Raw genomic sequence first — 13767 nt, forward strand, 5'->3', positions numbered from 1 at the left:
GGCCTCAGCACTGGTGCGGGAGATCCGGAGCGCGACGGCTCGCCCCGCCCTACCGGGGGACCGGCCGTGGTGCAGCGGTTCCCGGGGGTCCTTCGGCACGGGCCGGTCCCGCCCGGCGCGGCGGGTCTTCAGTGGTCGCGGGTGACGGACCAGGCCGGGAGGTGGGTGAAGAAGGCGACGGCGTCCGGACGCCAGTGCCGCTGCCAGGCGGTGGCCAGGGTGGCGGCGCGGTGGGCGTGCCGAGCGGCTTCGTCGTGCAGGGTGCGGTCGAGGCCGCGGGCGCGGGCGAGGTCGCGCAGTTCGGCGAGGGCGTCCTCGTCCGGGTGCGGGACGCCCAGGACGGCGTGCAGGGTGGCGCGGGCGGGGGCGTCGTCGGCGGTGGCGGCCAGCAGGGCGCGGACGAGGTAACTGCGGCGGCCGGCGCGGAGGTCGGTGCCGAGGGGTTTGCCGAGGGCGGCCGGGTCGCCGAAGAGGTCGAGCCAGTCGTCGTGGATCTGGTTGGCGATGCCCAGCGCGGTGGCGTAGGCGCGCAGTTCGGCGTCGTGCGGGGCGGGGTCGGCGCCGGCGGCGAGCAGGCCCAGACGCAGCGGGGCGAGGATCGAGTAGCGGGTGGACTTGTACTCGGTGACGGTGTGCAGGAACTCGGTCTCGGGTGCGGGGTGGAAGTCGCGTTCCAGGTCGAGGAGTTGTCCGTTGACCGCGGCGGCCGCGGCGTCGGTGGCGACGGTGGCCATGGCCAGGGCGCGGGCGGGGGGCAGGTCGCCGGAGAGCAGGGCGCGGACGGCCAGGAAGGCGGCCAGGTCCCCGGCCAGGACGGTGAGGGCGAGGGCGGTGTCGGGCCGGTCGGGGAACTCCTGGCGGTAGGCGTGGTACGTGGACGGGCCGCCCCGGCGCACGGGGGCGTCGTCGATCAGGTCGTCGTGGATCAGGCCGTGGGTGTGCAGCAGTTCGACGCCGATCGCGGCGGCGTCCAGGCCGGGTACCGGCCGGTCGGTGACCAGGGCGGCGGCCTCGTGCAGCAGGGCGACTCGCAGCCGTTTGCCGCCGCGCAGCGACAGTTCGCGCACCAGCGCGAGGGCCCGGGCCGGGAACCTGCCGTGCGGCGGCGGCTCCAGCGGACCGGCCGCCGGGTCGGCCAGGGCGTCGAGGTGCGCCGCGAAGCGCGCTTCGAAGCGGTGCTGGTGGTCGGCGGCGCGGCGCAGCGCGGCGGTGAGGACGTCGTTCACGCCGCCAGGTTGTCACGCCGCCGCCCCGACGGGCTCCCCTCCCCCGCGCTGAGCGGCCGTCAGCCGTTCTCGGCGGTGCCGTCAGCCGTTCTCGGCGGTGCCGCTGGCGGGCGCGGTGCCGCCGGCGGGCGCGGGGGTGTCGGCGGCGGGTGCGGTGCCGCCGGCGGGTGCGGGGGCCAGGGTGCGGAGCAGGCGGAGCAGGGTGGCGCGGTCCGCGGCGTCCAGCGGGGCGAAGTGGGCGGCGAGGACCTGGTCGGCGGCCTGTTCGCCGGTGGTGAGGAGGCGGTCGCCGGCGGGGGTGAGGCGGTGTTCGAGGCGGCGGCCGCGGCCGGGGGTGCGTTCGATCAGGCCCTGGGCGAGGAGGCGGCCGGCCAGGGTGCCGAAGGACTGCTCGGTCTGGAAGGTGGCGGCGGCGAGTTCCCGGGCCGAGGCGCCGGGGCGGCGGCCGATCGCCCGGAGCGCGTCCCACTGGGCGAGGGTGGTGCCGACGGCGGTCAGGGCGGTGTCGAGGGCGCGGTGCTGCCGGTACTGGACCTGCTTGACGGCCTGGCCGAGAACGTGGAGCTCGGGGTTCATGCCCGCCAGCCTACCCCTGACCCAACTAGCTTAATTAAGCATCCTTAGTTAAGCTGGACGCATGACCGCCGAACAGCTCCTCACCGAGGCCGGTACCGGCCGCCCCGTCCTGCTCCTGCACGGTGGCGGCGGCCCCGCCACCGTCGCCCCGCTGGCCGCCCGACTGGCCCGCACCGCCCACGTCCTCACCCCCGTCCACCCCGGCTGGGACGGCACCGAACGCCCCGCCGCGCTCGCGCGGATCGCCGACCTCGCCGAGCACTACCTCGACCTGCTGCGCCTGCGCGGCCTGCGGGACGTCCTGGTCGTCGGCTCCTCCCTGGGCGGCTGGATCGGCGCCGAGATGGCGCTGCGCGACACCGGAACGGGAGCCGGTGGCGGGGCGGTGGTCGGCGGGCTGGTGCTGATCGACGCCGTGGGCATCCGGGTGGACGGGGAGCCGCTCACCGACGTCTTCGCCCTCGACGCCCGCGGCCTGGCCGAGCACTCCTGGCACGACCCCGACCGCCACTTCGTCGACCCCGCCACCCTCCCCCCGGCCGAACTCGCCCGCCGCCGGTCCAACCTGGCCACCATGCGGGCGCTGGCCGGCGACCCCTACATGCACGACCCCGGGCTGCGGGAGCGGCTGGGCGACGTCCGGGTGCCCGTCCTGGTGCTGTGGGGCGAGAGCGACCGGGTCGCCACCCCCGGGTACGGCGCCGCCTACGCCCGCGCCTTCCCCGCCGCCCGCTTCGCCGTCGTGCCCGGAGCCGGACACCTCCCCCACCTGGAACAGCCGGAGGCGGTCCTCGCCCACCTCGACGCGGAGCTGGACGGCCCGCTCCGCACCGGGTGACCACCCGCCGGGGCACCGCGGCGTACGCTGCCGGGATGCCCGACCCAGCGCGGTGGCCCGTCGCCACCGAGATCACCGCCGGAGCCCTCCGCCTCGAACCGCTGCGGGCGGCGCACGCCGCGGAGGCGTTCACCCTCCTGGACGACGTACGGCTGCACACCTGGACCGGCGGACACCCGCTCCCACCGGAGCAGCTCCACGCCCGCTACCGCCGCCTGGAGCGGGGCTGCTCCCCGGACGGCGAACAGGGCTGGCTCAACTGGATGCTGCGCCGCGACTCCGACCGGCAGCTCGTCGGCACGGTCCAGGCCACCCTGGCGCGCACCCCGGACGGCCGCGTCACGGCGGAACTGGCCTGGGTGATCGGCACCGCCCACCAGGGACACGGCCACGCCCGCACGGGCGCACGCGCGATGGCCCACTGGCTCCGCACCCGGCGGGTGGACGTCCTGCTCGCCCACATCCACCCCGAGCACCCGGCCTCCGCCGGCGTCGCCCGCGCCCTCGGCCTGACCCCGACCGACACCACCGTCGACGGCGAGATCCGCTGGACCAGCGAACCCCCGCCCCCCGCCCCCCGAACCTGACACCCCACCACGCCGAACGCCCCGCCCTCCACCGGGACCGTTCCGCCGCGAGCTGGTCAACCACCGCCCATGAACGCGGCCGGCTGCGGAATCAGCCGGGTGACCTCGTCGACCGGCAACTCGTCCCTATCCCGGCGGTCGTTTCAGCGCTCTGCGGGCGCGACCTCGACCTGTTCGCGGACCGGGTCGATCGCGGTGATCGACCCCGCCGCGACGCAGGGCGCCGTCGGGTCGGGGCGGTCGGCGGGGTCGTACGCGGTGACGCGGTGGACGTGGCGCAGCATTCGGGTGTCGTCTCGGGTCAGTGGCGGGTTCGCCAGCGGGGGCCGGGGCCGATCAGGAGGAGGTGGCGGGAGGGGAGGCGCAGGGCCCAGGCGGGGGTTTCGTCGGGTGGGGTGTGGAGGGCGGGGGCGGCGGGGTGGATGCGCAGGTGGTGGTCGCCGAACTCGATCAGGGTGTCCCAGCCGGGTTCGGTGATCCGGACGGCGGTGATCTCCCGGCCGATCAGGGCCCGCAGGTCGTCGGCCAGGTGCCGGGCCCCGGGGCCGGGGGTGGTGCGGGCGGTGGTGGGGCGGTCGAGGGTCCAGCCGCTGCGGGCGACGGTGAGCCAGCGGTGGGCGAGTTCGGCCGGGCCGTCGGGCCGGGGGTCCGGCAGGCCGAGCAGCAGGGCGAACAGGCCCGCGTCGCCGCCGGGGACGTGCACCGAGGTCACCTTGCCGCCGTGCAGGACGGCCAACTGCCGCCGCAGTTCGCCGAGGTCGGTGGAGGGGGCGGCGGCGGAGGGGGCCGTCGAGTGGTCCGTATGGGTCGTCACCGGACCCAGTCTCGGCACCGGGCGCGGGGCCGTCCAGCCGTTATCGGCGTGCCGCGTCGCGGAGTTGACGACGCGCCGGGCGGTGCGCTATCGCCCGGCGGAGGGACGGGAGGCCGGGCCGCGACGGGAGGCCGGGACGGGAGGCCGCGACGGGAGGCCGGGACGGGAGGCCGGGGCCGCGACGGGAGGGTCAGCGCCGGTTGCGCGGGTGGTCGCGGGCCGTGCGCTCGTTGCCGTGCTTGTACGCGCCCGTCCAGCGGGCCATCACCAGCTGGGCGTCCCCGGAGGCGGCCTCCGCGAGGAACTTCTCGGCGCGCGCCCCGCGCAGCGTGCCGGCCGGGCGGCCCTGGTGGGTGATCGTGACGGTGCCGTCGGGGCGCCGGTCGTAGCTGAAGCCGAAGGGTCTGGGCATGGCCGCGATGGTAGGCGGTCGGGCAGGTCCGCCGGAACCGAATTCGGCCGGGGCCGCCCCGGCGCCGGTCGGGGGTCACCCGGCGGGACGGTCACCCGGCGGGACGGTCGACCGCCGGGGTGTGCGGGTGCATTCCGCGGGCCCGGGCGGTGGGCGGGGCCCCGGCGGCGGCGAGGCGGTCGAGCAGGTCGAGCAGGTGGCGGGCGGGGCCGGGGCGGGGGGCGGCGGTGAGGACGGCGGCGGCGAAGGTGGAGGTGAGGGCGGTGTCACCGGGCAGCGGGCCGAGGACGCGGACGCCGGGGAGGTCGGCGAGTTCGCTGTGCTGCTGGAAGGCGAGGTCGGCGCGGCCGTCGGTGAGCAGCCGGCCGGCGGGGGTGCCGGGCGGGGCCTGGACGAGGCGGACCCGGGCGGCGAGGCCGAGCCGGTCGACCAGGGCGCGCAGGGCGGTGCCGCTGGGGCCGGTGGAGTGGGCGACGGCCCGGGCGGTGGTGAGCAGGGTGCGCAGGTCGGCGGTGGTGGCGAGGTCGGCGGGCGGGGCGTCGGCGGGCACGGCGGCGACGGTGGCGGAGTCCCAGAGCGGGCGGGGGCGTTCCACCAGCCCTTCGGCGTGCAGCGCGGCGAGCGCGTCGGCGGCGAGCACGGCGAGGTCGGCGGACGCGCCCGCGCGGATGCGGCGGGCCACCTCGACGCCGCCGGCGGCCTCGAACCGTACCGGGGGCAGCAGCGGGGCGAGGTCGGCGAGGGCGGGGCGGACGGCCATCGAGGTCAGGGCGAGCAGGTCCACGGGGGTTCCTCCAGGGGCAGGGACGAGACCGGCAGGGGCGGGACCGGCGGGGGCAGGACGGGCGGGGGCAGGACGGGCGGGGGCAGGACGGGCGGGTGCGAGACTGGCGGGATGAGTGCGAACCGGGTTTCGGCGGCCGGCAAGGTCCTCCAGGTGCTGGCGGTGTTCGACCGCGAGCACCCGTCGCGGACGCTGTCGGAGATCGCGCAGTGCACGGGGCTGGCGGTCAGCACCGCGCACCGGGTGGTGGCGGAGCTGGCGTCCTGGGGCGCGCTGGAGCGGGCCGAGGACGGGTCGTGGCACGTGGGGCTGCGGCTGTGGGAGATCGCCTCGGGGTGTCCGCGGACCCAGATCCTGCGGGACGCGGCGCTGCCGTTCATGCAGGACCTGTACGAGGCGACGCACGAGAACATCCAGCTGGCGGTCCGCGAGGGCACCGAGCTGGTGTTCGTGGAGCGGATCGCGGGGCACCGCTCGGTGGAGCTGCTGACGATGGTGGGCACCCGGTTCCCGGTCGGGTCGACGGGGATGGGCCGGGTGCTGCTGGCGCACGCGCCGCGCGCGTTGCAGGAGGAGGTGCTGGCGGCGCCGCTGCGCTCGTGGACGCCGCACACGGTGACCGACCCGAGGACGCTGCGGGCGCAGCTGGACCTGATCCGCCGCGAGCAGGTGTTCGTGAGCGACCGTCAGCTGTCGGAGAGCACGGTGGCGGTGGCCGCGCCGGTGCGGATCGGCCGGACCGGGCCGGTGGGCGCGGCGCTGGGGATCGTGGTGGCGGCGCGCGGCGCGGAGCGGGCGCGCGGGCTGCGGGAGCCGCTGCTGCGGGCGGTGCACGGGATCTCCGAGGAGTTGGGACGGCGGGCCCGCACGGCGCTGTAGTGCGCCCGACGCCGTAGCGCGCCCGGCACACCGCGCGCGACACCGCACTGCGTACGGCACCGCACTGCGTACGACGCCGTGGGCCGTCCCGCAGTCTGCGCCGCGCGGCCCGCCGCGAGCAGCGCGTTTCCGTCAGGCGGAAAGGGTGGCGACGGCCGGCGGAGCGAGCTGCCAACGTTCGGGGCGTGCCCGGCCGGCCTGTCGCCCCGGGTGCCGCCACCCTCGCCCCGCCGCGCCCTGGAGCCGTCATGCCCGAACCCGTCACCGACTCCGCCGCCGTTGCCGTTGCCGTTGCCGACTCCGTCGTGGACGCCCCGGTGTGGCCGTACCTGCGGACCGAGGTGTTCGCCGGCCTGGCGGACGCCCGCGAACGGGACGGCGGGGCGGTGCACTTCGGCGTCCGCGGCACCGGGGTGCCGGACGTGGCGATCGCCCGCCCCCGGGTGCGCTTCACGGCGGCGGCGGACGCGACGCGGCACGGGCCGCGCCGCCGACCGGGCGGGCTGGACGGCGGGGTGGGCACCCGCGCGGGCCACGCGTACTCGGCGGACCACGCGTACCCGGCAGGCCACGCGTACCCGGCCGAGCAGGAGACCGGCCGGCCGGCCGCCGGCGCCTGAACCCCTCCGACCCGCCCACCTCGCAGGAGAGCCCCGTGATCATCGACGCGCACGGCCACTTCACCACCGCCCCGCCCCGGCTCGCCGCCTGGCGCGAACGCCAGGTCGCCGCCGCGGGCGAACCGGCCGCCGCCCCCGACCCGGCCGGGCCGCGCATCTCGGACGACGAGCTGCGCGCGGCGGTCGAGCCCCACCAGCTGCGGTTGATGGACGAGCGCGGCACCGACCTGACCGTCTTCTCGCCGCGCGCCAGCTTCATGGCCCACCACCTGGGCGACTTCGCGGTCTCCGCCGCCTGGGCCCGGATCTGCAACGACCTGGTGCACCGGGTGGGCGCGCTGTTCCCGGAGCGCTTCGCGATGGGCGCGATGCTGCCGCAGTCGCCGGGCGTGGACCCGGCGAGCTGCCTGCCGGAGCTGCGGCGGGCGGTGGAGGAGCTGGGCGCGGTCTCGGTGAACCTCAACCCGGACCCGTCGGGCGGGCACTGGAGCGCGCCGCCGCTGACCGACCGGAGCTGGTACCCGCTGTACGAGGCGCTGGTGGAGTACGACGTCCCGGCGATGGTGCACGTGTCGACCTCCTGCAACCCGGCGTTCCACACCACCGGCGCGCACTACCTGAACGCCGACACCACCGCGTTCATGCAGCTGCTCCAGGGCGACCTGTTCGCGGACTTCCCGACGCTGCGGCTGGTGGTGCCGCACGGCGGCGGCGCGGTGCCCTACCACTGGGGGCGCTTCCGCGGGCTGGCGCAGGCGCTGGGCGGGCCGCGCCCGGAGGAGCTGGTGGGCACGAACGTCTTCTTCGACACCTGCGTGTACCACCAGCCCGGCATCGACCTGCTGGCGTCCGTGGTCCCGTCCGGGGGCGTGCTGTTCGCCAGCGAGATGATCGGCGCGGTGCGGGGGGTCGACCCGCTGACCGGCCACCACTTCGACGACACCCGGCGGTACGTGGACGCGACCGACCGGCTCACCGACGCGCAGCGGGCGGCCGTGTACGCCGGCAACGCGCTGCGCGTCCACCCCCGCCTGGCCGCCCGCCTCGCCGCGGCCGGCCGCTGAGACCCCCAGGAGCAGACCATGACGCACCCCGAACTCGGTGTCGTGCACACGAGGATCGAGCGGCCCGATCCGGCCGCGGTGGCCGCGCTGGCGGCCTTCGGCACGGCGACCGTCCACGAGGCGATGGGCCGCACCGGCCTGGCCCGCCCGTACCTGCGCCCGGTGTACCCGGCGGCGCGGCTGTGCGGCCCGGCGGTGACGGTGCTGCTCCAGCCGGGCGACAACTGGATGCTGCACGTCGCGGCGGAGCAGATCCGGCCGGGTGACGTGGTGGTGGCGGCCTGCACCACGGAGAGCGAGGACGGGTTCTTCGGCGAGCTGCTGGCGACCTCGTTCCGCTCCCGGGGCTGCGCGGGCCTGGTGATCGACGGCGGGGTGCGGGACGTCGCGGAGCTGGCGGCGATGAACTTCCCGGTGTTCTCCCGGGCGGTCAACGCGCGCGGCACGGTGAAGGCCACCCTGGGCTCGGTCAACGTCCCGGTGGTGTGCGCCAACGCGCCGGTCCGCCCGGGTGACGTGGTGCTGGCGGACGCGGACGGCGTGGTGGTGGTGCCGCGCGAGCGGGCCGCCGCGACCGCCGGGGCGTCCGCGCGGCGCGAGGAGAACGAGGCGGGCAAGCGCGCGCGGCTGCGCGCGGGCGAGCTCGGCCTGGACATGTACGCGATGCGCGGCCCGCTGGCCGCGCTCGGCCTGCGCTACGAGGACTGATCACCGTGACGGAACAGCGGAAGACCCCGGGCTGGCTGGACTGGCACCCCTCCCCCAGCCGCCCCGAACTCGCGCTCCCCGAGGGCGCGGTGGACGCGCACTGCCACGTGTTCGGCCCGGCCGCCGAGTTCCCGTACGCGCCGGAGCGCAAGTACACCCCGTGCGACGCCTCCGCCGAGCAGCTGTTCGCCCTCCGCGACCACCTGGGCTTCGCCCGCAACGTGATCGTCCAGGCGACCTGCCACGGCACCGACAACCGGGCCCTGCTGGACGCGCTGCGCCGGTCGGACGGCCGGGCGCGCGGCGTGGCGACGGTGCGGCCCGGCATCTCGGACGCGGAGCTGCGCGAGCTGCACGAGGCGGGGGTGCGCGGCGTCCGGTTCAACTTCGTCCGCCGCCTGGTGGACGTCACCCCGCGCGCGGACCTGCGGGACGTGGTGGCGCGGATCGCCCCGCTGGGCTGGCACGTGGTGCTGTACTTCGAGGCCGCCGACCTCGCCGGGCTGCGCGAGTTCTTCCTCTCCGTCCCGGTGCCGCTGGTGGTCGACCACCTGGGCCGCCCGGACGTCTCGAAGGACCCGGACGGCCCGGAGTTCGCGGAGTTCCTCTCCTTCCTGCGGGCCCGGGAGGACGTCTGGTGCAAGGTCGGCTGCCCGGAGCGGCTCTCGCTGACCGGCCCGCCCGCGCTGGACGGCGAGCGGGCCGCGTACCGGGACGTGGTGCCGTTCGCCCGCCGGGTGGTCGAGGAGTTCCCCGACCGGGTGCTCTGGGGCACCGACTGGCCGCACCCCAACCTGAAGGGCCACATGCCGGACGACGGCCTGCTGGTCGACTTCCTGCCGCACGTCGCGCCCACCCCCGAACTGCGCCGCCGACTGCTGGTGGACAACCCGAACCGCCTGTACTGGCCCGAGCCGCACCGGCCCGGGAACGAAGGGAGTTGACGGCATGGCACTGGACCGCAGCTACCGGCTCGTCCCCGGCACCACCGTCTTCGACGCCGAGCAGTCCGCCCGCGGCTACCACCTCAACCAGTTCTGCATGTCGCTGATGACGGCCGAGAACCGGGCCGCCTACCTGGCCGACGAGCGCGCCTACCTGGACGCCTGGCCGCTGCGCGAGGAGCAGAAGCGGGCGCTGCTGGAGCGGGACCTGAACGCGGCGGTGCGCGAGGGCGGGAACATCTACTTCCTCGCCAAGTGGGGTGCCACGCTGGGGCTGTCGTTCCAGCAGATGGCGGGCTCGATGACCGGCATGACCGAGCGGGAGTACCGGGAGATGATGGCCTCCGGCGGCCGCTCGGCCACCGCCTCGGGCAGCCGGATCGACCACGCCGTGCTGGAGGCCGCGCACGCCGGCCAGGCGCCGCCCGCCGAGCACGCCGCCGTCTCGGCCGCCGTGTTCACCTCGCACGTCCCGGCGATCGGCGCCGCGCTGGACCACGGCCGGACCGGGGAGCCGTACTGGCGGCCGGTGTTCGCCGGGTACGAGCACTCCCGGCGGTGGGCCGCCGCGCACGTCCCGGACGTGGTGGTGCTGGTATACAACGACCACGCCAGCGCCTTCGACCTCTCGCTGATCCCGACCTTCGTGCTGGGCACCGGCGCCGCCTACCCGACCGCCGACGAGGGCTACGGCCCGCGCCCGGTGCCCGGCGTCGAGGGCGACCCGGAGCTGGCCGCGCACCTCGCGCACTGCCTGATCCAGGACGACTTCGACCTCACCCTGGCCAACGAGATGCCGGTCGACCACGGGCTGACCGTGCCGCTGTCGCTGATGTTCGGCGAGGTGGAGCGCTGGCCGTGCCGGGTGATCCCGCTGCACGTCAACGTGGTGCAGTACCCGGTGCCGTCGGGGGCGCGCTGCTTCGAGCTGGGCCGGGCGCTGCGCCGGGCGATCGAGTCGTACCCGCGCCCGCTGGACGTGCAGGTCTGGGGCACCGGCGGGATGAGCCACCAGCTCCAGGGCCCGCGCGCCGGGTTGATCAACCGGGAGTGGGACAACGCGTTCCTGGACCGGCTGGTCGCCGACCCGGCGGGCCTGGCCCGGGTGCCGCACCTGGAGTACGTGGAGGAGGCCGGCTCGGAGGGCATCGAGCTGGTGATGTGGCTGATCGCGCGCGGCGCGCTGAGCGACGTGGACGGCGGCGGCGCCGTGGACGTCGAGCACCGCTTCTACCACGTTCCGGCGTCCAACACGGCCGTCGGCCACCTGATCCTGACCAACCGCCCGCCGGGCCCGACTCCCGCCGAGGAGAACTGAGATGACGAAGCAGCAGCCCCTGAGGATCGCCCTGGCGGGCGGCGGCGCGTTCGGCGCCAAGCACGCGGCGGCCCTGCGCCGGATCGAGGGCGTGGAGGTGGCCGCCGCGGTCTCCTCCTCGCTGGACGGCGCCCGGAAGTTCGCCGCCGAGCAGGGCATCGCCCGGGCGGCGGGCAGCCTGGAGGAGGTCCTGGCGATGGACGACGTGGACGCGGTGGTGCTGGCCACCCCGACGCCGCTGCACGCCGCCCAGACCCGGCAGTGCCTGGCGGCGGGCAAGCACGTGCAGGTGGAGATCCCGGTGGCGGCCTCGCTGCCGGACGCCGAGGCGTGCGCCGCGGCGGCCGAGCGCACCGGCCTGGTGGCGATGGCCGGGCACACCCGCCGCTTCAACCCCAGCCACCAGTGGGTGCGCCGCCGGGTCGCGGCGGGCGAGCTGACCATCCAGCAGCTGGACGTGCAGACCTACTTCTTCCGCCGCAGCAACCTCAACGCGCTCGGGCAGCAGCGCAGTTGGACCGACCACCTGCTCTGGCACCACGCCGCGCACACCGTCGACCTGTTCGCCTACCAGACCGGTTCGCCGATCGTCCGGGCCAACGCGCTCCAGGGCCCGATCCACCCCGAGCTGGGCATCGCGATGGACATGTCGGTCCAGCTCCGGACCGCGAGCGGCGCGATCTGCACCCTCTCGCTCTCCTTCAACAACGACGGCCCGCTGGGCACCTTCTTCCGCTACATCGGCGACACCGGCACCTACCTGGCTCGCTACGATGACCTGGTGACCGGAGAAGACGAACCGATCGACGTCAGCGGCATCGACGTCTCGCTGGACGGCATCGAACTGCAGGACCGCGAGTTCGTCGCGGCGATCCGCGAGGGCCGCGAGCCGAACGCCTCGCTCGCCCAGGTGCTGCCCTGCTACCGCACCCTGGCCGACCTGGAACGGCAGCTCACCGCCGCCCCGGTGGGCGCATGAGCGGGATCCGTCGCATCGGGCCGTTCGAGGTCCCGGCCGTCGGCCTCGGCTGCATGAACCTCAGCCACGCCTACGGCACCCCGCCCTCCCCCGAGGACGCCGCGAAACTGCTGCTGTCCGCGCTGGACGCGGGCGTCACCCTGTTCGACACGGCCGCGCTGTACGGCTTCGGCGCCAACGAGGAACTGGTCGGCCGGGTGCTGGGCCCGCACCGCGAGCGGATCGTGCTGGCCTCCAAGTGCGGCATGACCGGCGTGGACGGGCGGCGGGTCATCGACGGCCGCCCGGAGACGATCCGGCGCACCGCGGAGGAGTCGCTGGCCCGGCTGCGCACCGACGTGATCGACCTGTACTACCTGCACCGGCTCGACCCGGCCGTCCCCGTCGAGGAGAGCGTCGGCGCGCTGGGCGAGCTGGTCGCGGCGGGCAAGGTCCGCGCGATCGGCCTGTCCGAGGTGTCGGCGGCCACCCTGCGCCGGGCGCACGCGGTGCACCCGGTGGCGGCGCTGCAGAACGAGTACAGCCTGTGGACCCGCAACCCGGAGCGCGGCACCCTGGCCGCCACCCGCGAACTGGGCGTCGCCCTGGTCGCGTTCAGCCCGGTCGGGCGCGGCTTCCTGACCGACGAGCCGCCCCGGACGGCCGACCTGCCGCCCGGCGACATCCGGCTCGGCATGCCGCGCTTCGCCGACGCCCACTACCCGGCCAACCTGGCCCTGCGCGCCGAGCTGTCCGCCCTGGCGGCGGCCGCGGGCCTGACGGTGGCCCAGTTGGCCCTGGCCTGGGTGCTCTCCCGGGGCGAGCACGTCCTGGCCATCCCGGGCACCCGCTCGGTGTCCCACCTGCGCGAGGACGTCGCCGCCCTCGACCTGGACGTCCCCGCCGAGCTGCTGTCAGCGGCCGACCGGGTGCTGTCCGACCGGACGGTGCACGGCGCGCGCTACGCGGCGGCGACCCTGCCGGAGATCGACACCGAGCGCTGCGGCGGGGCGGGCTGACCCGGCGTCAGCCCGCGCCGCTCCGCGTCACCCGGCCTCGGCGGGCAGCACGGCCACCGAGGCCGAGGTGGTGCGCAGCCGCACCCGGTGGTCGGCGCCCGGCCGCTCGGGCAGCGCGATCCGGACGTCGGAGGAGGCCCCGTCCGACTCGAAGGCGTACCCGTCGTCGGGGTGGTCGGCCGGCAGCCGCAGGGCCACCGAGGCGGACGTCGACTCCAGGGTCAGGTCGCCGGGCGGGGCGGCGAAGCCGAGGTCGGCGCTGCCGGAGCGGACCGACACCGTCGCGTGCTCCGGGCGCAGGCCGACGGCGGTGCAGCGGATCGAGGCCAGCGACAGCGCGAGGTCGCCGCGCAGCCCGGACAGCGCGATCTCCCCGGACTCCTGGCGGACCGTCAGCGCGGTGTCCTCCGGGACGGTGAGCCGCAGCACCCCGCCGCACCGCGCGAGCGGCCCGCCGTCCGCGGCGGCGCACCGCACGGGCACGGCGCCGTCGCTCCCGGCCGGCCCGAACCCGACCCGGCCGAGGGCCTCGGAGCCGTCGGGCAGGTACGCGGCGGTGGCGGCGGAGTCGCGGGAGCCGACGATCTCGACCCGGCCCGACACCCCGTCCAGCAGCAGCGCGTGCGGACTCCCCGGCAGCGCCTGCGCCCCGTCCCCGACCACCGGCCCGTCCACCGGCCCGACGACCGGCGCGGGCATCGCCCCGTGCACCGGCCCGCGCCCCTCCCGACCGGCCAGGGCCACCGCGCAGGCCCCCACCAGGACCAGTACGGCCGCCGCCGCGCCGAACCGCCACGCGCGGCGGCGCCCGCCTGGCGCAGCCGCGGTCGGCGGCACGGCGGCCGGCGGCGCGCCCGGCTTCGGCGGGGCGACCGGACGGGGCGGGGCCGCCGGGTGCGGCGGCACGGACGGCTCCGGGTTCGGCGGTGCGGTCTCGTTCATGTCGGGCCGTGTGCCCGCTCCGGGCCGGATGCATTCTTTACCGAACGGTCGACCAACCGCCGCTCCCGGTCGGGTAGT

The 13767-nt window shown here is 76.5% G+C and carries 17 protein-coding genes; 10 read left to right on the plus strand and 7 right to left on the minus strand.

The window, feature by feature from the left end; translation table 11 throughout:
• Nucleotides 1–128: 128 nt before the first annotated feature.
• Together K353_RS00230 and K353_RS00235 are read right to left on the minus strand one after the other, a co-directional pair.
• Entirely contained in the window at nt 129–1226 is a 1098-nt protein-coding gene (locus tag K353_RS00230) for a polyprenyl synthetase family protein (RefSeq protein ID WP_111551486.1), read from the minus strand.
• 81 nt (nt 1227–1307) lie between these two features.
• Entirely contained in the window at nt 1308–1802 is a 495-nt protein-coding gene (locus K353_RS00235) for a MarR family winged helix-turn-helix transcriptional regulator (protein ID WP_111551487.1), read from the minus strand.
• A gap of 61 nt (nt 1803–1863) precedes the next feature.
• On the opposite strand from K353_RS00235, the gene K353_RS00240 reads away from it, so the two are divergent.
• Nucleotides 1864–2640, plus strand: coding sequence for an alpha/beta fold hydrolase (locus K353_RS00240; protein WP_111551488.1), 777 nt, complete (start codon nt 1864–1866; stop codon nt 2638–2640).
• A 35-nt stretch (nt 2641–2675) separates the two neighbouring features.
• A complete protein-coding gene (locus K353_RS00245) occupies nt 2676–3227 on the plus strand; it encodes a GNAT family N-acetyltransferase (protein WP_111551820.1) in 552 nt (183 codons plus the stop codon).
• Nucleotides 3228–3370: 143 nt separating this feature from the next.
• Here the strand turns inward: K353_RS00245 and K353_RS34120 are convergent, their stop codons facing one another.
• The 4 genes from K353_RS34120 to K353_RS00260 all read right to left on the minus strand — a co-directional run bounded on the left by K353_RS34120 (nt 3371) and on the right by K353_RS00260 (nt 5237).
• Nucleotides 3371–3511, minus strand: coding sequence for a hypothetical protein (locus tag K353_RS34120; RefSeq protein WP_158585301.1), 141 nt, complete (start codon nt 3509–3511; stop codon nt 3371–3373).
• 17 nt (nt 3512–3528) lie between these two features.
• Complete coding sequence (locus tag K353_RS00250; protein WP_111551489.1) at nt 3529–4041, minus strand: hypothetical protein; 513 nt, start codon at nt 4039–4041, stop codon at nt 3529–3531.
• 190 nt (nt 4042–4231) lie between these two features.
• Nucleotides 4232–4453: a hypothetical protein gene (locus tag K353_RS00255; protein WP_111551490.1), complete on the minus strand. Its 222-nt coding sequence runs from the start codon at nt 4451–4453 to the stop codon at nt 4232–4234.
• Between the two features lie 91 nt (nt 4454–4544).
• Nucleotides 4545–5237 (minus strand): substrate-binding domain-containing protein, encoded by a 693-nt coding sequence (locus K353_RS00260; RefSeq protein WP_233533262.1) that lies wholly within the window; start codon nt 5235–5237, stop codon nt 4545–4547.
• Nucleotides 5238–5348: 111 nt separating this feature from the next.
• Here K353_RS00260 and K353_RS00265 point away from each other — a divergent pair, with 111 nt between their 5' ends.
• From K353_RS00265 to K353_RS00300, 8 genes are all read left to right on the plus strand, one after another.
• On the plus strand, nt 5349–6116 hold the full coding sequence (locus K353_RS00265) for an IclR family transcriptional regulator (protein ID WP_111551491.1): 768 nt from the start codon (nt 5349–5351) through the stop codon (nt 6114–6116).
• Nucleotides 6117–6364: 248 nt separating this feature from the next.
• A complete protein-coding gene (locus tag K353_RS00270; RefSeq protein ID WP_111551492.1) occupies nt 6365–6736 on the plus strand; it encodes a hypothetical protein in 372 nt (123 codons plus the stop codon).
• Between the two features lie 35 nt (nt 6737–6771).
• A complete protein-coding gene (locus K353_RS00275; RefSeq protein ID WP_111551493.1) occupies nt 6772–7800 on the plus strand; it encodes an amidohydrolase family protein in 1029 nt (342 codons plus the stop codon).
• A gap of 18 nt (nt 7801–7818) precedes the next feature.
• Nucleotides 7819–8508, plus strand: a complete 690-nt coding sequence (gene ligK / locus K353_RS00280) for a 4-carboxy-4-hydroxy-2-oxoadipate aldolase/oxaloacetate decarboxylase (RefSeq protein ID WP_111551494.1) — start codon at nt 7819–7821, stop codon at nt 8506–8508.
• Nucleotides 8509–8513: 5 nt separating this feature from the next.
• The gene (locus K353_RS00285) at nt 8514–9452 is read left to right on the plus strand and encodes an amidohydrolase family protein (RefSeq protein WP_111551495.1); all 939 of its coding nucleotides are present in this window, start codon (nt 8514–8516) and stop codon (nt 9450–9452) included.
• A 4-nt stretch (nt 9453–9456) separates the two neighbouring features.
• Nucleotides 9457–10770 (plus strand): protocatechuate 4,5-dioxygenase subunit alpha, encoded by a 1314-nt coding sequence (ligA, locus tag K353_RS00290; RefSeq protein ID WP_111551496.1) that lies wholly within the window; start codon nt 9457–9459, stop codon nt 10768–10770.
• Nucleotide 10771: 1 nt separating this feature from the next.
• The gene (locus K353_RS00295) at nt 10772–11749 is read left to right on the plus strand and encodes a Gfo/Idh/MocA family oxidoreductase (RefSeq protein ID WP_111551497.1); all 978 of its coding nucleotides are present in this window, start codon (nt 10772–10774) and stop codon (nt 11747–11749) included.
• The gene (locus K353_RS00300; protein WP_111551498.1) at nt 11746–12747 is read left to right on the plus strand and encodes an aldo/keto reductase; all 1002 of its coding nucleotides are present in this window, start codon (nt 11746–11748) and stop codon (nt 12745–12747) included. The genes K353_RS00295 and K353_RS00300 overlap by 4 nt, the downstream gene beginning before the upstream one ends.
• Before the next feature lie 27 nt (nt 12748–12774).
• On the opposite strand, the gene K353_RS00305 is transcribed toward K353_RS00300, so the two are convergent.
• On the minus strand, nt 12775–13689 hold the full coding sequence (locus K353_RS00305; RefSeq protein ID WP_111551499.1) for a hypothetical protein: 915 nt from the start codon (nt 13687–13689) through the stop codon (nt 12775–12777).
• Nucleotides 13690–13767: the final 78 nt, after the last annotated feature.

Source organism: Kitasatospora sp. SolWspMP-SS2h (genome assembly GCF_003259315.1).
Taxonomy (GTDB): domain Bacteria; phylum Actinomycetota; class Actinomycetes; order Streptomycetales; family Streptomycetaceae; genus Kitasatospora; species Kitasatospora fiedleri.

What these genes read in the sequence shown, in the direction of transcription:
- K353_RS34120 (WP_158585301.1), bottom strand. Translation starts at nt 3,511, where the DNA reads ATGCTGCGCCACGTCCACCGCGTCACCGCGTACGACCCCGCCGACCGC.
- K353_RS00240 (WP_111551488.1), top strand. Translation starts at nt 1,864, where the DNA reads ATGACCGCCGAACAGCTCCTCACCGAGGCCGGTACCGGCCGCCCCGTC.
- ligA (WP_111551496.1), top strand. Translation starts at nt 9,457, where the DNA reads ATGGCACTGGACCGCAGCTACCGGCTCGTCCCCGGCACCACCGTCTTC.
- K353_RS00300 (WP_111551498.1), top strand. Translation starts at nt 11,746, where the DNA reads ATGAGCGGGATCCGTCGCATCGGGCCGTTCGAGGTCCCGGCCGTCGGC.
- K353_RS00245 (WP_111551820.1), top strand. Translation starts at nt 2,676, where the DNA reads ATGCCCGACCCAGCGCGGTGGCCCGTCGCCACCGAGATCACCGCCGGA.
- K353_RS00235 (WP_111551487.1), bottom strand. Translation starts at nt 1,802, where the DNA reads ATGAACCCCGAGCTCCACGTTCTCGGCCAGGCCGTCAAGCAGGTCCAG.
- K353_RS00265 (WP_111551491.1), top strand. Translation starts at nt 5,349, where the DNA reads ATGAGTGCGAACCGGGTTTCGGCGGCCGGCAAGGTCCTCCAGGTGCTG.
- ligK (WP_111551494.1), top strand. Translation starts at nt 7,819, where the DNA reads ATGACGCACCCCGAACTCGGTGTCGTGCACACGAGGATCGAGCGGCCC.
- K353_RS00295 (WP_111551497.1), top strand. Translation starts at nt 10,772, where the DNA reads ATGACGAAGCAGCAGCCCCTGAGGATCGCCCTGGCGGGCGGCGGCGCG.
- K353_RS00255 (WP_111551490.1), bottom strand. Translation starts at nt 4,453, where the DNA reads ATGCCCAGACCCTTCGGCTTCAGCTACGACCGGCGCCCCGACGGCACC.
- K353_RS00305 (WP_111551499.1), bottom strand. Translation starts at nt 13,689, where the DNA reads ATGAACGAGACCGCACCGCCGAACCCGGAGCCGTCCGTGCCGCCGCAC.
- K353_RS00270 (WP_111551492.1), top strand. Translation starts at nt 6,365, where the DNA reads ATGCCCGAACCCGTCACCGACTCCGCCGCCGTTGCCGTTGCCGTTGCC.